This is a genomic window from Burkholderia sp. MSMB2157WGS (genome assembly GCF_001532755.1).
In the GTDB taxonomy this organism is placed as follows: Bacteria; Pseudomonadota; Gammaproteobacteria; order Burkholderiales; family Burkholderiaceae; genus Burkholderia.
In genome coordinates, this window is the sequence record NZ_LPJG01000030.1 from 1,440,107 (window position 1) to 1,459,661 (window position 19,555).

Genomic DNA, 19,555 nt, shown 5'->3' on the forward strand with positions numbered 1-19,555 from the left:
ATCACGGACAGCCTGCCTGACCATGCGGATACTGATAGTCGAAGACGAACCCAAGATGGCGTCGTACCTCCGGAAGGGGTTGACGGAGGCGAGCTACACGGTCGACGTCGCGGAAAACGGCAGGGACGGGCTGTTTCTCGCCTTGCACGAGGATTTCGACCTCGTCGTGCTCGACGTGATGCTGCCGGAGCTGGACGGCTTCGAGGTGCTCAGGCGGCTGCGCGCGCAGAAGCAGACACCCGTGCTGCTGCTCACGGCCCGCGAGGCGATCGAGGACAAGGTCGCCGGGCTCGAACTCGGCGCCGACGATTACCTGCTCAAGCCGTTCGCGTATGCCGAGTTCCTGGCGCGCATCCGTTCGCTGCTGCGGCGCGCGCCGCGCAACGTGCGCGACGTCCTGCACGTCGCCAATCTCGAGATCGACCTGCTCAAGCGTCGCGTGCGGCGCGCCGACACCCGCATCGACCTGACCGCGCAGGAATTCGCGCTACTGCAACTGCTCGCGGAACGCGAAGGCGAGGTGCTGACGCGCACCTTCATCACGTCGCAGATCTGGGACATGAATTTCGACAGCGACACGAACGTCGTCGATGCGGCAATCAAGCGCCTGCGCGCGAAGATCGACAACGCGTACGAGAAGAAACTGATCCACACGATTCGCGGCATGGGCTACGTGCTCGAGGATCGTTCGTGACCGCGCGCCCCGCGCCGTATTCGCTGCTGCGGCGCCTGACGCTCGCGTTCGCCGCCGTCGCGGCGCTCGTGTTCGCGCTGACCGGCGCGTATCTCTATCGTTCGCTGTCCGCCGAACTGACGCGGCGCGACGACATCGAGATCGCCGCCAAGCTCAACCAGTTCCTGCAACTCGCACGCGCCAGCGGCTCGACCGCCGCGCTGCGCGCCGATCCGGCCGTTTTCCATGACGTGTTGCTGTCGCATCCGGGCGTCTATCTCGGCATCTACGACGCGCAACGTCGTCCGCTCGTCGAGCATTCCGACGAAGCCGGCAATACGCTCGCGTCGGTGATCGCAGCGCCGCATCCGGCTGGCAGCGCCGGTATCCCGTTCACGTGCGCGCCGCCCGGCATCGGCACGTCGCGCTGCGTGCATGCACGCGAAAAGCTGCCGTCCGGCGAAGCGATCCAAGTCGCGCTCGCGCGCACCGCAACCGATCGCCAGTCGCTACTCGAAAGCTATCGCGTCGACATCTGGCTCGCGGCGGCCGTCGGCGCGCTGCTGGTCGGCGCGCTCGGCTACGCGGTCGCGTCGCGCGGCCTGCGCCCGGTCGAAAGCCTCGGCCGGCAGACGTCGCGCATCGAGGCGCACAACCTGAACGCACGCCTCGACGCGCGCGGCGGCCCGGTCGAATTGCGCGAGCTCGCCACGTCGGTGAACCGGATGCTCGATCGCCTCGAACGCGCGTTCGTGCGGCTGTCGCAATTCTCGTCCGATCTCGCGCACGACATGCGCACGCCGCTCGCGAACGTGATCAGCTCGTCGCAGATCACGCTATCGCGCGCCCGCACCGCCGACGAATACGAAGCGCTGATCGAATCGAACATCGAGGAGTGCGAACGGCTGCAGCGGATGATCGAGAACATGCTGTTTCTCGCCCGTACCGACAATGCGCAACAGCACCTGAAGACCGCCGAACTCGACGCGGGCAGCGAACTGCGCCGGCTCGCGTCGTACTTCCAGGCGTTGGCCGACGAGGCCGGCGTGCGCATCGACGTGCATGGCGAAGCGCCGGTCGTCGCGGACGCCACGCTGTTCCGGCGCGCGGTGAGCAACCTCGCGTCGAATGCGCTCGAACACGCGGAAGCTGCGTCGACGCTCGAGCTGGCCGTGTCCGTACGAGGCGGTTACGCGGTCGTCGAAGTCACGAATCGCGGCGCCGCGATTCCGCCCGAACAGGTCGAGCGGATCTTCGAGCGCTTCTACCGGATCGATTCGTCGCGGCACGGCGCGGCGCGCAACGCGGGGCTCGGGCTCGCGATCGTGAAATCGATCATGGAGCTGCATCGCGGCAAGGTGGAGGTCGCGAGCCGCGACGGGCACACGACGTTCGCGCTCCACTTCCCGCGCGGCACGGACGGTTAGCCCCGCGCCTCTCCACGTTCGACGCTAACGATCCTGTCCTGCGCCAAACGACGTGCGGACACACACGAGCAGCACGATGGTCGCCGCGCTGAACGCGGCGCCCGCGTAGAACGTGGCAGCGGCGCCGACCCGGTCCCACAGGAAGCCCGCGACGACGCTCGATACGAGCGTCACGATGCCGCCGATCAGGTTGAATACGCCGAACGCCGTCCCTCTCAATTCGGCCGGCGCGGCATGCGCGACCATCGTCGCGAGCAGCCCTTGCGTCATCCCCATATGGAGGCCCCATAGCGCGACGCCGACGAGCACGGCCGGCCAGTACGCGCCGTGCGCCAGCACGATATCGGCGGCGATCAGCAGGACGAGCCCGACCACCATCAGCTTCGTGTGGCTCGTCGTATCGGCGAGCTTGCCGAACGGGTAAGCGGACAACGCATAGACGACGTTCATCGCGACCATCACGAGTGGCACGAGTGCGACGGGCACGCCGCTGCCCATCGCGCGCAGCACCAGAAACGCCTCGCTGAAACGCGCCAGCGCGAACACGCCGCCGACGGCCGCCACCCACCAGTAGCGGGCGCCGAGTCGAGCGACGACCTCGCGGCGGATCGGGTTCACGCGCCGCGCGCCCGGCGCATGCGCCGGCTCGTCTATGCCGAACGCGAGCAGCGCCACGGCCAGCACGCCGGGAATCACGGCCAGCCAGAACGCGAGGCGGAAATCGTCGCGCCACGCCAGCATGATGACGACGGCCAGCAGCGGCCCGAGGAACGCGCCCACCGTGTCGAGCGACTGGCGCAACCCGTACGCGGCGCCGCGCAGATGAACGGGCGTGACGTCGGCGACGAGCGCATCGCGCGGCGCGCCGCGAATCCCCTTGCCGACGCGGTCGACGATCCGCGCGGTCACGACGACGCCAATCGTCGGCGCGATCGCGAACAGCGGCTTGCTGAGCGCGCCGAGCGCGTAGCCGGTCACCGCGAGCCATTTGCGATTGCGCAGGTAGTCGCTCAGCGTGCCGGAGAACACCTTGACGACCGGCGACGTCGCCTCGGCGATCCCCTCGATCAGGCCGATCGCCGTCGCGCTCGCGCCAAGCCCCGTCATCAGGAACATCGGCAACAGGCTGTGGATGATTTCGGACGACACGTCCATCAGCAGGCTGACACAGCCGAGCACCCACACGCTGCGCGGAATCTGGCGAAGAATGCCGGTCGACGAGTCGGTCTGCATGGGTCGCTCCCGGGTCGGGAATCCCGATACTGGATGCCAGCGATACTACCGCAGGCCGGTGACGCCGATCGCCGGCTTCGGCAGCGCGTGCGCCCTTGCTATTGTGCGTCGTCGCGCCGGAGTTTCGCCTGCCGGCGCGGACGGTCGTTGAGTATCTGGTGGCGGCGATGGTCGGTCAGCTTCTTCCAGTCGCGCGCCTCGTCGCGCGTGCGCAGGCAGCCGACACAAAAGCCCGTGCGGCCGTCGAATGCGCACAGGTCGATACACGGCGATTTCACGGCCACGATCAGGCCGCCTTCGCAGGCGTCGTCACTTCGACGGTCACGTGCGACATGCCGTCGAAGCGCGCGACCAACGCATGGTAGAAACGCGCATCGCGTGCGGTGTCAGCCGATTCGACCGACACGATCGCGCTCATGTGCCCGGGGCCCACGCGCCACACGTGGAGATCGTTGACCTGGTCGCCGAGCGCCTCGATCGCGCGGCGGACGTTGTCCGTCAGCTTGCGATCGACGTTGACGTCGAGCAGCACACCGCCCGTATCGCGTATCAGCCCGTACGCCCAGTTGGCGATCACCAGCGCGCCGACGATGCCCGCGAGCGGGTCCATCCAGACCCATCCGAACGCGCGCGCGAGCAGCAGGCCGACGATCGCCAGCACCGACACAGCCGCGTCGGCGATCACGTGAACGTAGGCCGACCGGATGTTGTGGTCGCGATGCGCGGCCGGGTGCGATGCGTGACCATGATGCGCGTGGTGCGCGTCGTCGTGGTCGTGGTCGTGGTCGTGATCATGCGGATGATCGTGACCATGACGATGCCCGTGATGGTGATCGCCGCTCAGCAGCCACACGCTGGCGAGGTTCACGGCGAGCCCCAGCACGGCGATCGGAATCGCTTCGTCGAAGCGAATCGGCACCGGCGCCAGCAGCCGCGCGATCGCCTCGTAGCCGATCAGCAACGCGATCATCGCCAGCACGATCGCGCTCGTGAAGCCGGCCAGGTCGCCGAGCTTGCCGGTGCCGAACACGAAGCGCGGATCGTCTGCGTACCGGCGCGCATAGGTATAGGCCAGCGCCGCGATCAGCATCGCGCCCGCGTGCGTCGACATGTGCAGCCCATCGGCGACCAGCGCGAGCGAACCGAACAACGAGCCGCCGACGATCTCGGCGATCATCATCGCCGAGCACAGGCCGATGACCATCCACGTCTTCCGCTCGTTCTGCGCATGGGCGGTGCCCAGAAACGCGTGACTGTGCACGCCGCCGGTCGCCGGGCGCTTGAATTCGTTCATGTTCCGATCCGCTTACTTGAAATAGCTGTGCACGACATCGATGAGCTGCTCGGTCGCGCTGCCTTCGTGTGCATCGGGCGTGTCCGCATCGACGAGATGCGATCGGATGTGGTCTTCCAGCACGACGGCCAGCAGGCCGTTCATCGCGCCGCGGCAGCTCGTGATCAGTTGCAGCACGTCGTTGCAGCCGCGCTCGTCTTCCAGCGCCCGCTCGATCGCTTCGACCTGTCCCTTGATACGGCGCACGCGGTTCAGCAACTTCTGTTTTTCGCGAACGGTATGACTCATCGATGGCTCCTGTATAGGGTAGGGGAGTATATCTCCTGAAGGCTGCCCCTGTAGCATGGAGGGGTATTCTTTTTCGAGACGAAGGCTTGTCGAAAGAAAACCGCTCGGCTAGACTGCTTTCCGTTTTTGGGGAGTAGCCTGCTTTCCGTCCCCGGAAAGCGAACGCGTCAACACACTCGGCCTGCGGCCGTGGCGCGTTCGGCCGATCGGCTTGGCGAGACCATCGGCACATCGCGTCGTTCCTGGTCGGACGGCGGCGGATGTGCGATGGTTCGTCAGCGTCCGACCACGGAGTCCCCATGTTCCTCCTCGCTCGCTTTCCTCACGCCACCGCTGCCTGCGGAGGTGCCGCATGACCTTCATGTTTGTCGAACTCGCGTTCATGCTGGTCGTCATCCTCGTCGCGGCCGAGGTCTTCACCAATGCGCTCGAACATCTCGGCGAACGCCTGAAGATTTCCGAAGGCGTGACCGGCTCGCTGTTCGCGGCCGTCGGCACCGCGCTGCCCGAAACGATGGTGCCGCTGCTCGCGCTGGCCGGCGGCACGTCGAACCCGGCCGTGAACGAGGAGATCGGCGTCGGCGCGATTCTCGGCGCGCCGCTGATGCTGGCGACGCTCACCACGTTCCTGATGACGCTCGCCGTGATCCGCTCGCGCGGGCTGCGCGGCACGATCGCCCCCGAACGCACGGGCTTCGTGCGCGACATGAACACCTTCCTCGCCGCGTTCTCGCTGGCGACCGTCGCGATGTTCGTTCCGCATCACAACTGGGCCGTGCGCGCGCTGCTCGCCGCGATGCTGGTCGGCCTCTACGTGATGTACGTCGCGCTGACGTTGCGCGCGTCGACCGGCCTCGTCGATGCCGGGCACGGCACCGAGGCGCCGCACGCGATGTTCCTGTCGCGCGTCGGCCTGCCGATCAACCTGGCGACGATCGTGCTGCAACTGCTGATCGGCGTCGCGCTGCTGGTCGGCGGGGCGAAGGGCTTCATTCACGGCGTGGAAGGCGTATCGCACGTGCTCGGCGTATCGGCGCTGCTGCTGTCGCTGATCGTCGTGCCGATCGCGACGGAACTGCCCGAGAAGGTCAACAGCGTGCTGTGGATCCGCCGCGGGAAGGACACGCTCGCGTTCGGCAACATCACCGGCGCGATGGTGTTCCAGGGCACGCTGCTGCCGGCGATCGGCATCATGCTGACGCCGTGGGAACCGCGCCCCGAAGTGCTGACCGGCGTGATCATCACGCTCGCGGCGGCGGCCTGGCTGCGCGTCAACGCGCATACGCGCGGCCTCGCGACCTGGGCGTTGCTCGCGAACGGCGCGGGTTATGCGGGGTATCTGGCGTTGACGCTGGCGCGCTGAATGCGTCAGGCCGCGTTCGGCCGTGCATCGGCCTGCAACGCCTGCTGCACGGCCGGCCGCTCGCGCACCCGCTCGTACCACGCACGCAGATGCGCATGCCGGCTCAGGTCGATATCCGCGTTGTACACGGAACGCATCCAGTCGGCCTCGCCCCAGCCGGTCAGTGCGAACAGGTACGCATCGGCGACCGTGAACGTGTCGCCGGTAACGAACGTCCTGCCGTCGAGCTGGCGGTCGATCCACGCGAAGCGGTCGTCGAGCTTCTGCCGCACGGGCTCCACGTACTTCCCCGCCTGCACCGCGTACAGCAGCGGGATGAAGCCCTTGTGGATCTCGGTGCCGAGAAAGTTGAGCCATTCCATCAGCCGGTAGCGCGCGAGCGTGCCGTAAGCGGGCGCAAGCGCGGCTTCCGGGCGCTGGTCGGCGAGATACTGGGCGATCACCGGCCCTTCGCGCAGCATCGTGCCGTCGTCGAGCTCGAGCAGCGGCACGTAGCCGAGTTCGGTCACGTCGTAGTAGTTGCGGCCGTCTTCGACGACATGCTTGCGCGCGTCGACCTTGACGATCTCGGCGTCGAACCCGCCTTCGCGCAGCACGATGCAGATCGCCTGCGAACAGCTGCCGGGAGCGTGATAGAGCTTCATGCGTTTCCTTCGTGGGTTGTCCATGTATCGATTCGCCGCGACGCGGGCGCTAATATCTCGCATCGGCGCAGCGCCGGGAAGACGGCAGTCGTTTGTGCCGTAGTCACAACAAATTTACCGACCAGGATTCGGCACGATGAAAACGAGTGCGACAGGATGTTCCGTTGAAGAAGCGATGCGCCTGCTCGGCGGCCGCTGGCGGCTGCTGCTGGTGTCGTATCTGCTCGACGGGCCGCGCCGCTTCAGCGACCTGCGGCGCGACATGCCGGGCATCTCGCAGCGCATGCTGACGCTCGACCTGCGCGCACTGGAAGACGCGGGGCTCGTGCGGCGGACCGTCTATCCGGAAGTGCCGGTGCGCGTCGAGTACGATCTCACCGCGGACGGCGACCGGCTGCGGCCGGTGGTCGACGTCATGCGCGAATTCGGGCTGTGGCTGAAGGCGCGCGACGCGCACGCCGACGCGATGCCCGACGGCGCCGCTGCAGTCGACACGACGACGCACGCCCACACTCACACCTAACCCTTCGGCAGGAACTTCGTTCATGGAACTTCACGCTACCGTCGGCGCGGCCACGTCCGACCTCGACGACGACGAAAGCTTCGCCAACATCTACTGTCACGATGCGGAGCAGGACTATTGCTTCGCGCTGTCGCGCTTTCCGGACGACACGCTGATCGAAGTGATGGTGCGCGACCAGCTCAACGTGCGCGTCAAAGATCTGTCGGTGCGGCTGACGGACGATACGATCGACGTCGAGATCGAGCCGGGCATCGCCGCACGTCTCGACGGCCACACGCGTTACGTGATTCATCTCGCGCCCGGCCAGTACGATCCGGTCACGCTGCGCGCCGCGTTGAAGGAAATCTTCGTCGGCAAGAACGGCTATCGCGACGACGGCACGCGCGGCTGAACGGTCGCCTGGCCGCCCTCGTTCGCGACGACGCCGACACACGCCTGTCGGCGTCCGTTCCCACATATTGAGCGCCGAACGTCCCATTAATGGGGATGCCTGCCCAAATGTTGACGCACGCCGCACCACGGTTCTAACGTTCGCCCCAACGCCATTCGATTCGGCCGCCTCGTTCGCGAGCGCCGGCCGGCGCATAGAACACAGGAGACGACCGTGGCCCAATCCGCGTCACGCACCCATGCCACCCCGAACGCGCGGCCGTCCGCGCACACCGGCCCATCATCGGAATCCGCCGCCCGCGCGACCGTGGCAGCGGCCCCCGCCACGCCGCCGAGCCGCAAGCGGCTGCTGATCCTCGCGCTGCTGTTCGTCACCGTCGTGATCAACTATCTCGACCGCAGCAACCTGTCGATCGCCGCGCCCGAGCTGTTCAAGGAACTGAACATCGATCCGGTCCGCGCGGGCCTCGTGTTCTCCGCGTTCGGCTGGACCTATGCGCTGATGCAGATCCCGGGCGGCTGGCTCGTCGACAAGGTGTCGCCGCGCGTGCTGTATGCGGGTGCGCTCGCGTTGTGGTCTGCCGCGACGCTGCTGCTCGGTTTCGCCGGTTCGTTCGTCGGGCTCATCGTGCTGCGTCTTGCGGTCGGCGCGCTGGAAGCGCCGGCCTATCCGATCAACAACCGCGTGGTGACGACGTGGTTCCCGACCCGCGAGCGCGCGAGCGCGATCGGCGGCTACACGTCGGGGCAATTCGTCGGCCTCGCGTTCCTCACACCGGTGCTCGCATGGCTGCAAGCGCATCTCGGCTGGCACATGGTGTTCGTCGCGACCGGCCTCGCCGGCATCGCATGGGCGGCGATCTGGTATGCGGTGTATCGCGAGCCGCGCGCGTTTCGCGGCGTCAATGCGGCCGAAATCGCGCTGATCCGCGACGGCGGCGGGCTCGTCGATCTCGAGGACCGCGTCGCGGCGCGCAGCGAACGCACGCCGTCGACGTGGCGCGACCTCGGCGTCGTACTCGGCCGGCGCAAGCTGTGGGGCATCTACGTCGGCCAGTTCGCGCTGAATTCGACGCTGTGGTTCTTCCTCACGTGGTTTCCGACCTATCTCGTCAAGTATCGCGGGATGGACTTCATCAAGTCGGGCTTCCTCGCATCGCTGCCGTTCCTCGCCGCGTTCGTCGGCGTGCTCTGCTCGGGCGTGCTGTCGGACTGGCTGATGCGGCGCGGCGCCTCGCAAGGCTTCGCGCGCAAGCTGCCGATCATCTCGGGGCTGCTGATCTCGACCTGCATCATCGGCGCGAACTACGTGAGCTCCACCGGCTGGGTGATCGCATTCATGACGATCGCCTTTTTCGGCAACGGCTTCGCGTCGATCACGTGGTCGCTCGTGTCGGGGCTCGCGCCCGCGCGACTGCTCGGCCTCACGGGCGGCGTATTCAACCTGATCGGCAACTTGTCCGCGATCGCGACGCCGATCGTGATCGGGCTGCTGGTCGACGGCGCGGACTTCTCGCGCGCGATCACCTACATCGCCGCGATGGCGCTCGCGGGCAGCCTGTCGTACGGGCTGCTCGTCGGCAAGGTCGAGCGCATCGACGCATGAGCGCACGAGGGCGGCACATGCGCGCCGCCCTGCTCGATCGCTGCGCCCGTGCGGCGTCGCCACCGCCGACACCCATCGCGTGCGATGGTCGTGAGGATAGCCGACTGCACAGTCGGCGACGCACATGTATCGGTACCGATGCCGACGATCCGCACGTTGCCCCCCGGCCGCTTGCGCTCCTCCGAAGTCGCGCGTCTCGACTTCGCCCATGCATGCGCGAGGCGGCAGGTCGTCCGTGCTCGGGGAAGTTCTCGGAATCGTATGTCGATCGATTGAAAACGGCGGGGGCACGGTTCCTCGCTTACACTGCTCCCGCATGCCCGCTTCGGAATGACCCGCGACGTTTTACGGGGCGAACGGATCGGCCGACGCCTGCCGGTATTTCCCCCTGATGACGTCCGTCGCGGCAAGCGCTAGAATCCAGCCGCTTCGAGGCCCTGCTTCCGCCAACGACGGGCGGCCGTGCCGATGCCCGGCCCTCGCGCGCGCTTTTTTCGTATCGGGGGAACGTGCATGATGGGCGGAACAGTCCCTTGGTAACCGCATGCTGCTCAACGTGAACGCCTCCCACCGCGACGACGATCGCTTCAACGTATCGTTCAAGACATTGGGCGAGCTGATCGAGACGGTCGGCACGCCGCATTTCGTGCCGCGCCTCACGCAACTGCTGAACGACATCGTGCCGCTCGACGTCGCACACGTCGAACGCTCGCGCGTCGACGGCACGATGCCCACCGGCTACCGTTGCGAATGGATCGGCAGCAGCGGCATCGGCGCCGCGTCCGCCGACATCTCCGACGTGATGACGCTCTACTACGAGCGCTTTCTCGACAGCGACCCGCTGTTCGCGGGGCTACGCGGCAAGACAGGCACGATGCTCGTCGTGCGCGACATCGACGCGATTCCGCCCGGCGAATTCCGCCAGCGGTTGTTCGACGACGTGCATATCGGGCATGAATGCGTGCTCGCGCGCGGCACGCGCTATTCGCAGCATTCGATCGCACTGGAGCGCGGCCGCGATCGGCCGCCGTTCACGCTCGCCGAAATGAACCGCTTCCGCAGCATCAGCGATATGCTGTTTCCGCTGCTCGAACTGCATGCGTCGACCACTGCCGCGCGGCGCATCGCGCACGCGGCGCCCGACGTCCATCCGCTCGCGCAATTCGATGCGCGGCTCACGGCCGACGGCGTGAATCTGTCGAAACGCGAATACGAAACCTGCAAGCACCTGCTCTCCGGCAAGACCGTGCCGGAAACCGCCGGGATTCTCGGCGTGCGCATCGCGTCGGCCGAGTCGTACGTGAAGCGCGCATTCGCGAAGCTCGGCGTGCGCACGAAGCGCGAACTCGCCGCGTGGGGCGCGGCGACTGCCGTACTCCCCGTCGCCGGCGCGCGTACCGGGTCGCATAGCGAACGGGCGGGTTGCCCGCTGCCGCTCAAAGCACCTTGACCATGAACACGCGCGCCGCGCCTTCCGGCTCGCACGGCACTTCGCCGAACGTCTCGTAACCGTGCTTCCGGTAGAAATCCGGCGCCTGGAACGAGATCGTGTACAGCACCGCACGCGCGCATCCGCGCCGCTTCGCTTCCGCTTCCGCCTCGCGCAGCAGCCGGCTGCCGAAACCGCCGCCGCGCAGCGAGTCGGGCAAATAGAACAGGTCGATGAAGAACAGGCCGAGCGACGTCCGGCCGGTGAGGCCGCCCAATACCTCGCCGGTCGCGGAGTCGGTCACGTAGATGTCGAGCGCGGATGCATCGGCGCGCCCCGTCATTGCATGGTTGAATTCGCCGAGCTTGCGGCTGATGAAGTCTCGGGCGGCCGATTGACCGGTATCGGTCAATTGCAGGGTGACGTCGGGATGGGGTGTCATCGGGCGAACGCGTGAGTGAATGGAGCGCCGGGCGTGCGGCACCCGCGGCGGGCGGGCATCGCACGACTATAGCGCGACGTCGTGCGCTCACGCCACCGCGAACGCCATTGCCGGCGCCGTCGTCAGGCCAGGACGACCACGCCGTCTCACTCGAACGCAACGCCCGCGCTACGTCGATACGATGCGCAGGAAACGCGCGTCAGTTGTACCCGAGGATCGCCACCGCCGCGACCTCCGGCCGATCGATCGTCCCGCCGACGAGCGACGTCGTCGGCTCCTGCAGCACGGCCTGATACGAGCTCACGCGCACGTCTTCCGGTGCGCCGGTTTCATCCTGGGCCGGTTCGTCGAAGGCATCGATACCGCTGAAGCATGCGTGTTGCGTTTGCATGAAAGTCATCTCCACTCCTTTGCTTTGATATGTCGTCTGTTCTAGCCGGCCCGCTTCAACGCGACCGCGTGCACGGGCTCCCCGCCATGCGCCGCTTCGGACCGCGCAAGCTGCGCACGCGTGCGCCGCGTGATGTGGATCACCGCGAACACGACCGGCGCGATCAGCAGCCCTTCCGCCAGTTCCGGATCGACCGGCAGGTTCATCACGTGCAGCGCCTTGAACGCCGCCGTCGCGAGCGACAGCACGTAGTACGAAATGGCGGCCACCGACAGCCCTTCGACCGCGTGCTGCAAATGAAGCTGGTTGCGCGCGGTGCGCTCCATGCCGGCCAGCAGCCGCGTGACGTCCTTTTCCTGCGCGAGATTCACGCGGGTGCGCAGCAGGTCGACCGCTCGCGCGATCCGCGCGGCGATCTGTTCGTGGCGCGCCCATACGCTGCGGCACGTTTCCATTGCCGGCGCGAAGCGCCGTTCCATGAATTCGGCGATCGTCGGCATCCCTTCGATACGCTCCTCGCGCAACTCCTGGATGCGCGCCAGCACGAGCTTCTCGTATGCGCGCGACGCGCTGAAGCGCGCCCCCGATCCCGACAACGATTCGACCCGCACCGCGAGATGCGTGAGCTTGACGAGCAGCGCCGCGTCGTCGCCGTCGGCGCCGCTCGCGTCCATCCGCTGCATCAACGCATGCAGCGCCGCGTGAATCTCGTCGAGCTCGCGGCTCATCCGGCGCGCGACCGGCAGCGCAAGCAGCGCCATCATCCGGTACGTCTCGATTTCGTACAGACGCTGCAACAGCCGGCCGCCCTGCTCCTCGCGGAAATCCTCGTCGACGACGAGAAAGCGCATGAAGCCGTCGTCGCGCACGTGCCAGTCGCAGAACACCTTGCCGCCGCCGAGCACGCGGCTACCGACGAGCGCAGGCCCGTCGATCCAGCGCCGCAGATCGCCGCACACGCGCCGCGCGGCGTCGCCCGACAGCAGTTCCATCCGCACCGCGACGAAACGGATGCCGGCCAGCCGCGCGAACCACGCTGCCGGAATGCCGGCGATCGCGACATCGTCGAAATAACCGGTATCGCGACGCGGCGCGACGAACGTGAAGGTCGAGAATTCGGTGTGGCGCTCCCACTTCAGGTGCCAGCCGCACGGCGAGCGCACCGCATGGTGCGTCGCGCCTTCATGCGGCGCGTCGATGCCCGTGTCGCGGCACAGCGCGTGCAGCAGCGTTTCGTGGATGTCGGGCTGGCCGTCCGCGTAGATCGCGTAATGCGTAAGCGACACCGCTTCGGCGAGCCGCAGGAACGGCCGGGCATGCAATTCCGCAGCCAGTGCGGCGCGCAACGGATGGTCCATCATCGATTCACCACGCTTTCCTGTTCAGTCCCGCACGCCGGACGTCCGGCCCGAGCGCCGCGCCATGGTGGGGCGATGCGCAAACGTGATGGCACTATGGCAGACACGCAGCAACAATAAAAACGCATAATGCTGATCGTTACGTTCAGTTTTCCTGATACCCATGAAGATGCTCGATCACGACGTCCTGGCCACCGTCGTCGCCGTCGCGGAAACCGGCAACATGACCCGCGCGGCCGAGGCCGTGAACCGCTCGCAGTCGGCGGTGAGCATGCAGATCAAGAGCCTGGAGGACGCGATCGGCCGGCCGCTGTTCGTGCGCAAGCCGCGCAGCATCGTGCTGACGCGCGAGGGCGAGGTGCTGCTGGGATTCGCCAGACGAATGCTGGCGCTGCGCGACGAGGCATGGGCGGCCGTGGTGCGGCCGGAGGTGACCGGCAAGGTCGTGATCGGCGTGCCGGACGACTATGCGTCGTCGCTGCTGCCGTCGGTGCTGAAAAAATTCTCCGCGACCTATCCGAAGGTCGAGATCCAGGTGATGGGGCTGCCGAGCAGCGCGCTCGCGCCGCTGATCAAGGAGGGCACCGTCGATCTCGTATGCGGGACGCGCATCAAGGGGCTCACCGGCGACTTCATCCGCCACGAGCCGATGGCGTGGGCCGCGATGACGAACGGGCCGCGCGTCTGGGAGGAACGGCCGTTGCCGATCGCGGTGTTCATGCCGGGCAGCGTCGCGCGCGAGAACGCGATCCGCAGCCTCGAACGCGCGAAAGTGCCGTACCGCACGTCGTATGAAAGCCCGAGCCTGCTCGGGCTGCTCAGCATGGTCGAAGCCGGCCTCGCGGTCGCGCCGCTCGCCCGCTGCGCGATTCCCGCGCAACTGTCGATGCTCGGCCGCTCGCACGGCTTGCCCGACCTGCCGCCGCTCGAGCTGATCCTCGCGCGCAGCACCAAGTCGAAACGGCCGCCGTGCGACTTCCTCGCGGAACAATTGATGGAAGACCTGCAACGGCAGACCGGACAGGCCGGCGAGGCCTGAGCCCGGCCGCGCCCACTCGCCGCGGCGTCACCCGTGGGCGCTCGCGCCATGCGCGGCCACGCCCAGTGCCGCATTGACGATGCCGGCCACCGTATCGACGAGCGCTTCCAGCGTGTCGCCGTGCACGTGCCGCCCGGTCGGCGGCACGCGCTCGCTGCGCCGGCCGCCCCACTGCGAACCGGCCGTGACCGACAGCGTCGCGCTGAATCGTTGGCCGTGCCGCCGGCCGAAGATGCCGATGCGCCGCTCGGCGACGTACGCCTGTTCGGGAAGAAACAATCGGATTTCGACCGCCACTTGATCGGGGTCGGCCGCGCACGCGTGCGCATCGAGCGCCGGCGCGCATACCTTGACGATGCGGAACGTCACGTGGGAATCCCACGCGGCGAGCGGCCCGCCGGCCGCGTCGACGCGCTCGGCGTCGACCGACCATTGATGGCGATCGGGCACGCGAATCGCTTGGCGCAACAGCACGTCCGCCGCGCGAACCGTCACCATCAACTGCCGGGCAAGCTGCCTGCCCGACGGCAACGCCGCGGCATGCGCGCGACGAGCCGCCGGGCGCGCGATACGCACTTCTTCCGTAAGGTACATGGGCCCTCCCTGTTCGGGGTAGCGCCGCGTTCGACGCAGCGCACAAACGGCCACCGTCGCCGGCCGGCGGACAGCACGGCGGCCGGCGAATCGGCGGCGGATTAGCCGAGCAATCGCCGTTCCCGGCTCGACGGGCGCGCGCCGCGACCCGCCACCGGCGCGCGATCGGCGGCCGGCGACATCGAAGGCGGAAAGGGATGCATGAAGGTCATGACATGGACGCAAGCCGTCCCGACTGTTCGACACGCCCCCAGCTTAGAAGAGATCGTATCAATGCCGTGCAAAAAAACGGGGTTGCCGTGCAAAAAACGGCATGCGCGCCGGGATCGCGCCCCGCGCACGCATGTGCATGCGGCGTCACCCGCGTCGCGGGCGTCGCGTTACGCGAACGCCGCGAGCGACGCGCGCCGCCGCTCGTCGACCATCGATTCGATCAGCGAGACGAGATCGTCGGTCAGCGGATCGCAGATGCCGGGCGAGCGATGCAGTTCGAGATCGGCCGCCGGCAGCGGCGGCAGCCCGTCCGCCTCGTCGAGCACGCGCCAGCTCTCGGGCAACGTGCAGCGATCGATCATCGTCACGGCCGCGCCGTGGTTCACCGCGATCCTGATGCCGGTCGGGCTCTGGCTCGTATAGACGACGTGATACGGCCGCTCGGCCGTCGCGAGCGCCTGCAGCCCGCGTTGCCGGTAGCAGCACGTCTCGGGAAACAGGGCGAGCGGCACCGACGCATCGGGCGCGAGCGCGAAATCGCGATGCGCGGCCCACACGACGTCGTGACGGCCGAGCAGCCGTCCGCCCGCGTTCGGTCCGTGCCGCACGACGAGCGCGACGTCGAGCTCGCCGGCCTGCAGCCGCTCGATCAGTTCGAGCGACGTGCGGCAATGCACGTGCAGGCGTGCGCCCGGCCGCAGCGCGTAGAACGACTTCAGCAGGTCGGGCAGCCACAGCTCCGCGTAGTCCTCCGGCAGCCCGAAGCGCACGATGCCGCGATCGCTGCTCGCCTGCTTCAGCGCGCGGATCGCGTCGTTCTGCACCTGGATGATCCGTCTCGCGTGGATCAGGAAATTCTCGCCGTCGCGCGACAGTTCGAGCCGCCGGCTGTTGCGCATGAACAGGTGCGTGTCGAGCCGCTCCTCCAGCGTGCGGATGCGCAGGCTGATCGTCGATTGCGTGCGGTGCAGTTGCCGGGCCGCCGCGGTGAAGCCGCCGCTTTCGACGACCGCGACGAACGCGCGGATCAGCTCCGGGTCGAGCGACGTCAGTTTCGACCAGTCGGGCTTCGAGAAAACGTCGGGCCGCCCCGGGCGCTCCGACCCGGACGAAACCCCCAGGAGCACGGGCCCCGCCTCGGGGGACCGGCGCAGTGCGCCAGATTTCTCAATGGCAGCCATCGGAATTACTCGCTTTCGAAAATGGAAGGGAACACGAAAGATAGGGCTCGGAGTACGCCGATTGTTGCCCGGATGCACGCGGCCCTCCAACCCCTGCCCGGGTATGACAAACCCGGAGCCGGCACGCGAGCGCCCCTTCGCCGCCGGTGCGCCGCGGCGCGTCGCGACGGCCGCCGCGGGCCGCCCGGCGGGCGGCCGCGCGCCGGGCTCGGGGCTTTCCCGGAGACGACGAAAACTCATACCTCGATCAGGAAACATCGATTCACCGGCCGCAGCGCGGCCCACCACAATCGCCTCACACCCAACCTCATGGACGAGACATTGCAATGACCGCATCCCAATCCAGGCAGCTTTACATCGGCGAAGGCTTCGAAGGCCCCGGCGTCAATCTCGCGCACATCAACGTGCTGGTCGGCCCGCGCAACGGCCCGGCGGGCCAGGCGTTCGCGACCGCGCTCGCGACGCCGTCGGCCGGCCATGCGCCGTTCGTCGTGATCGCGCAGCCGGGCATACCGACCAAGCCGCTCACGCTGTACGTGAACAAGGCGCAGATCGCCGGCGACTTCCACGGCAATGCCACGTGGGGCGCGTCGCAGGCCGGCATCGCGAAGGCCGTGGCCGAAGCGCTCGAGAACGGCACGCTGCCGCCCGAAGCGGAGAACGACTGGGTCGTCGTGTCGGCGAACTGGGTGAACCCGCAGACCGACGATCTCGATGCCGTGTTCGAGAACAACTACCGCGCATGCCGCAACGCGATCGTCGCGGCGATGGAAGGACTGCCGCATCGCGACGCGGTGTTCGCCGCCGCACGCGACGTGTCGAACCCGTTCTACACGCCGAAAAAGAACTGACGGAACCGACCGACAACGCGCGGCCGGCCAGGCCGCATCAGGAGGAAGCATGGAATACGTCCGCCTCGGCCAGTCCGGCCTGAAGGTGTCCCGCCTGTGTCTGGGCACGATGAACATGGGCACGCCCGAGTGGAAGCCGTGGATCTTCGACGAAGCGCAGAGCGAACCGATCGTGCGTCGCGCGCTCGATGCCGGCGTCAACTTCATCGATCTCGCGGATTTCTATTCGACGGGCGTCGGCGAGGAAGTGGTGGGCCGCATCCTGAAGCGCAACGCGCGCCGCGAGGAGCTCGTCGTGACGACCAAGGTCGGCTACGACATGGGCAGCGACCCGAATGCCGGCGGCCATTCGCGCAAGCACGTGCTCGACGGCATCGACGGCTCGCTCAAGCGTCTCGGGATGGATTACGTCGACATCTTCATGCTGCATTTCTTCGACGTGAACACGCCCGTCGAGGAAACGATGAGCACGCTGCACGACGTCGTGCGCGCGGGCAAGGCACGCTACATCGGCGTGTCGACGATGTACACGTGGCAGTTCGCGAAGATCATGCAGGCCTGCGAACGAAACGGCTGGGACAAGCCGATCAACATGCAGCTGCAGCTCAATCTCGCGTATCGCGAGGAAGAGCGCGAGATGGTGCCGTACTGCATCGACCAGGGCGTCGGCGTCTCGGTGTTCAGCCCGCTTGCGCGCGGCCTGCTGACCTGCGAGCCACAATCGACGCGCAACCAGACCGACTTCTTCACCGCGCAGATGTACGGCGACGCGTCGTCGCTCGCGATCGCCGCGTCGGTCGCGAAGGTCGCGAAGCGGCGCGGCGTGCCGCCCGCGCAGATCGCGCAGGCGTGGGTGCTGAGCCGTCCCGGCGTCGCGAGCATGCTGGTCGGCGCGGATTCCGTCGCGCAGTTCGACAGCGCGCTCGGCGCGCTCGAAACGCGGCTCACCGAAGAGGAACTGCACGAACTGGAGCGCAACTACACGCCGTGCGACCTGATCAACGACTACACGGCCGGCAAGCGCATCGCGCGCGAGCCGCGCCCGGCGCAGGGCAGCTTCGCGGCCGACTGAAGCATTGAAGGAACGACATACGATGAACGAATTTCTGAGGACCGGCCATTACATCGGCGGCGAATGGCACGAATCGCATGGCGCGAGCGATGCGACCTATCCGGTGCTGAACCCGGCGACCGGCGAGACGATCGCGAAGGTCGCGAAAGGCGGCGCCGACGACACGCAGCGCGCGATCGACGCGGCCGCCCGCGCGTTTCCCGCATGGCGCGCACTGACCGCGAAGGAGCGCGGCGCACGCGTGAAGCGCTGGGGCGAGTTGATGCTCGAACACCGCGATGCGCTCGCCGAGCTGCTGACGCGCGAACAGGGCAAGCCGCTCGCGGAGGCGCGCGGCGAAGTGGCCTACGCGGCCAGCTTTCTCGAATGGTTCGCGGAAGAAGCGAAGCGCATGTACGGCGACGTGATCCCGAGCCCGAAGCCGAATGCGCAGATCGTCGTCACGCGCGAGCCGGTCGGCGTCGTCGCGGCGATCACGCCGTGGAATTTCCCGCTCGCGATGATCACGCGCAAGGCCGGCCCGGCGCTCGCGGCCGGCTGCACGATGGTGCTCAAGCCGTCCGAGGAAACGCCGCTGTCGGCGTTCGCGCTCGCGGTGCTCGCCGAGCGCGCCGGCGTGCCGGCCGGCGTGTTCAACGTGGTGTCGGGCGACGCGGTCGCGATCGGCGAGACGCTGACGAGCTCGCCCGTCGTGCGCAAGCTGTCGTTCACCGGTTCGACGCGGGTCGGCAAGCTGCTCGCGAAGCAGTCGGCCGACACGCTGAAGAAGCTGTCGCTCGAACTCGGCGGCAACGCGCCGTTCATCGTGTTCGACGACGCCGATCTCGATGCGGCGGTCGACGGCGCGATCGCGTCGAAGTTCCGCAACACCGGCCAGACCTGCGTGTGCGTGAACCGCTTCCTCGTGCAGGACGGCGTGTACGACGCGTTCACGCGCAAGCTCGCGGACGCCGTGCGCAAGCTGCGGGTCGGCAACGCGCTCGCAGGCGAAGTCGACCAGGGCCCGCTGATCAACGAAGCGGCGCTCGGCAAGGTCGAGCGGCACGTCGCCGACGCCACCGCGAAAGGCGCGAACGTGCTCACCGGCGGCAAGCGCCACGCGCTCGGCGGCACTTTCTACGAGCCGACCGTGCTGACCGGCATGACGCCCGACATGCTGATCGCCGAAGAGGAAACCTTCGGCCCCGTGGCCGGCTGCTTCCGCTTCGCGACCGAGGATGAAGCCGTCGCCGCGGCCAACGACACGCCGTTCGGGCTGTCCGCGTATTTCTATACGCGCGACCTCGGCCGCGCATGGCGTGTGTCGGGCGCGCTGGAAAGCGGGATGGTCGGCGTCAACGACGGGATCATCTCGACCGAAGTCGCGCCGTTCGGCGGCGTCAAGCAATCGGGGCTCGGGCGCGAAGGCTCGAAGTACGGCCTCGACGAATACGTGGAACTCAAGTACACGCTGATGGCCGGCCTCGGCCGCTGAGCGCTGCCCGGCCGCCGCCCGGCGGACGGCTCGCGCCGCGCGCCGTCCGGCTGCGCGGCGCGTCGCGGCG

The 19,555-nt window shown here is 67.7% G+C and carries 21 protein-coding genes and 1 riboswitch; of the genes, 11 read left to right on the forward strand and 10 right to left on the reverse strand.

The window, feature by feature from the left end; genetic code table 11:
- Nucleotides 1-22 precede the first annotated feature (22 nt).
- Together WT53_RS24915 and WT53_RS24920 are read left to right on the forward strand one after the other, a co-directional pair.
- Nucleotides 23-694, forward strand: a complete 672-nt coding sequence (locus tag WT53_RS24915; RefSeq protein ID WP_060261975.1) for a heavy metal response regulator transcription factor — start codon at nt 23-25, stop codon at nt 692-694.
- Complete coding sequence (locus WT53_RS24920; protein ID WP_060261979.1) at nt 691-2,100, forward strand: heavy metal sensor histidine kinase; 1,410 nt, start codon at nt 691-693, stop codon at nt 2,098-2,100. The genes WT53_RS24915 and WT53_RS24920 overlap by 4 nt, the downstream gene beginning before the upstream one ends.
- A gap of 24 nt (nt 2,101-2,124) precedes the next feature.
- Here the strand turns inward: WT53_RS24920 and WT53_RS24925 are convergent, their stop codons facing one another.
- From WT53_RS24925 to WT53_RS24940, 4 genes are all read right to left on the reverse strand, one after another.
- Nucleotides 2,125-3,333, reverse strand: a complete 1,209-nt coding sequence (locus WT53_RS24925) for an MFS transporter (protein WP_060261982.1) — start codon at nt 3,331-3,333, stop codon at nt 2,125-2,127.
- A 98-nt stretch (nt 3,334-3,431) separates the two neighbouring features.
- Nucleotides 3,432-3,617 carry a DUF1289 domain-containing protein gene (locus tag WT53_RS24930; RefSeq protein WP_034205583.1) on the reverse strand — a complete coding sequence of 62 codons (186 nt, stop codon included), beginning with the start codon at nt 3,615-3,617 and terminating at the stop codon, nt 3,432-3,434.
- Between the two features lie 2 nt (nt 3,618-3,619).
- Nucleotides 3,620-4,627 carry a CDF family Co(II)/Ni(II) efflux transporter DmeF gene (gene dmeF / locus WT53_RS24935; protein ID WP_060261986.1) on the reverse strand — a complete coding sequence of 336 codons (1,008 nt, stop codon included), beginning with the start codon at nt 4,625-4,627 and terminating at the stop codon, nt 3,620-3,622.
- A gap of 12 nt (nt 4,628-4,639) precedes the next feature.
- Nucleotides 4,640-4,915, reverse strand: coding sequence for a metal/formaldehyde-sensitive transcriptional repressor (locus WT53_RS24940; protein ID WP_012338822.1), 276 nt, complete (start codon nt 4,913-4,915; stop codon nt 4,640-4,642).
- A 116-nt stretch (nt 4,916-5,031) separates the two neighbouring features.
- Nucleotides 5,032-5,206, forward strand: a riboswitch (yybP-ykoY riboswitch).
- A 61-nt stretch (nt 5,207-5,267) separates the two neighbouring features.
- Here WT53_RS24940 and WT53_RS24945 point away from each other — a divergent pair.
- Nucleotides 5,268-6,278, forward strand: a complete 1,011-nt coding sequence (locus tag WT53_RS24945) for a sodium:calcium antiporter (protein WP_060261991.1) — start codon at nt 5,268-5,270, stop codon at nt 6,276-6,278.
- A gap of 5 nt (nt 6,279-6,283) precedes the next feature.
- Here the strand turns inward: WT53_RS24945 and gstA are convergent, their stop codons facing one another.
- Nucleotides 6,284-6,922, reverse strand: a complete 639-nt coding sequence (gstA, locus tag WT53_RS24950) for a glutathione transferase GstA (RefSeq protein ID WP_060261995.1) — start codon at nt 6,920-6,922, stop codon at nt 6,284-6,286.
- A gap of 136 nt (nt 6,923-7,058) precedes the next feature.
- Here gstA and WT53_RS24955 point away from each other — a divergent pair, with 136 nt between their 5' ends.
- From WT53_RS24955 to WT53_RS24970, 4 genes are all read left to right on the forward strand, one after another.
- Entirely contained in the window at nt 7,059-7,445 is a 387-nt protein-coding gene (locus WT53_RS24955; protein WP_060261999.1) for a helix-turn-helix domain-containing protein, read from the forward strand.
- 22 nt (nt 7,446-7,467) lie between these two features.
- Nucleotides 7,468-7,836, forward strand: coding sequence for a hypothetical protein (locus WT53_RS24960; RefSeq protein ID WP_034205592.1), 369 nt, complete (start codon nt 7,468-7,470; stop codon nt 7,834-7,836).
- Nucleotides 7,837-8,049: 213 nt separating this feature from the next.
- The gene (locus WT53_RS24965; RefSeq protein ID WP_060262003.1) at nt 8,050-9,441 is read left to right on the forward strand and encodes an MFS transporter; all 1,392 of its coding nucleotides are present in this window, start codon (nt 8,050-8,052) and stop codon (nt 9,439-9,441) included.
- Nucleotides 9,442-9,985: 544 nt separating this feature from the next.
- Nucleotides 9,986-10,891: a helix-turn-helix transcriptional regulator gene (locus WT53_RS24970; RefSeq protein ID WP_060262007.1), complete on the forward strand. Its 906-nt coding sequence runs from the start codon at nt 9,986-9,988 to the stop codon at nt 10,889-10,891.
- Here the strand turns inward: WT53_RS24970 and WT53_RS24975 are convergent.
- From WT53_RS24975 to WT53_RS24985, 3 genes are all read right to left on the reverse strand, one after another.
- Nucleotides 10,878-11,312: a GNAT family N-acetyltransferase gene (locus WT53_RS24975; RefSeq protein ID WP_060262010.1), complete on the reverse strand. Its 435-nt coding sequence runs from the start codon at nt 11,310-11,312 to the stop codon at nt 10,878-10,880. The genes WT53_RS24970 and WT53_RS24975 overlap by 14 nt on opposite strands.
- A 199-nt stretch (nt 11,313-11,511) precedes the next feature.
- Nucleotides 11,512-11,712 (reverse strand): hypothetical protein, encoded by a 201-nt coding sequence (locus WT53_RS24980; RefSeq protein WP_034205595.1) that lies wholly within the window; start codon nt 11,710-11,712, stop codon nt 11,512-11,514.
- 32 nt (nt 11,713-11,744) lie between these two features.
- Nucleotides 11,745-13,064, reverse strand: coding sequence for a DUF3422 family protein (locus tag WT53_RS24985; RefSeq protein WP_060262015.1), 1,320 nt, complete (start codon nt 13,062-13,064; stop codon nt 11,745-11,747).
- 160 nt (nt 13,065-13,224) lie between these two features.
- Here WT53_RS24985 and WT53_RS24990 point away from each other — a divergent pair, with 160 nt between their 5' ends.
- Entirely contained in the window at nt 13,225-14,100 is an 876-nt protein-coding gene (locus WT53_RS24990) for a LysR family transcriptional regulator (RefSeq protein WP_060262018.1), read from the forward strand.
- Nucleotides 14,101-14,127: 27 nt separating this feature from the next.
- Here WT53_RS24990 and WT53_RS24995 read toward each other — a convergent pair whose 3' ends face one another.
- On the reverse strand, nt 14,128-14,694 hold the full coding sequence (locus WT53_RS24995) for a hypothetical protein (protein ID WP_060262021.1): 567 nt from the start codon (nt 14,692-14,694) through the stop codon (nt 14,128-14,130).
- Between the two features lie 380 nt (nt 14,695-15,074).
- A complete protein-coding gene (locus WT53_RS25000; RefSeq protein ID WP_257127867.1) occupies nt 15,075-16,034 on the reverse strand; it encodes a LysR family transcriptional regulator in 960 nt (319 codons plus the stop codon).
- 380 nt (nt 16,035-16,414) lie between these two features.
- Here WT53_RS25000 and fae point away from each other — a divergent pair, with 380 nt between their 5' ends.
- Genes fae through WT53_RS25015 form a run of 3 tightly spaced genes read left to right on the forward strand, consistent with a single transcriptional unit; the run spans nt 16,415 to nt 19,485 of the window.
- A complete protein-coding gene (gene fae, locus WT53_RS25005) occupies nt 16,415-16,939 on the forward strand; it encodes a formaldehyde-activating enzyme (protein WP_060262024.1) in 525 nt (174 codons plus the stop codon).
- A gap of 49 nt (nt 16,940-16,988) precedes the next feature.
- Nucleotides 16,989-18,011, forward strand: a complete 1,023-nt coding sequence (locus WT53_RS25010; protein WP_060262027.1) for an aldo/keto reductase — start codon at nt 16,989-16,991, stop codon at nt 18,009-18,011.
- Nucleotides 18,012-18,033: 22 nt separating this feature from the next.
- Nucleotides 18,034-19,485: an NAD-dependent succinate-semialdehyde dehydrogenase gene (locus WT53_RS25015; protein WP_060262030.1), complete on the forward strand. Its 1,452-nt coding sequence runs from the start codon at nt 18,034-18,036 to the stop codon at nt 19,483-19,485.
- Nucleotides 19,486-19,555 lie beyond the last annotated feature (70 nt).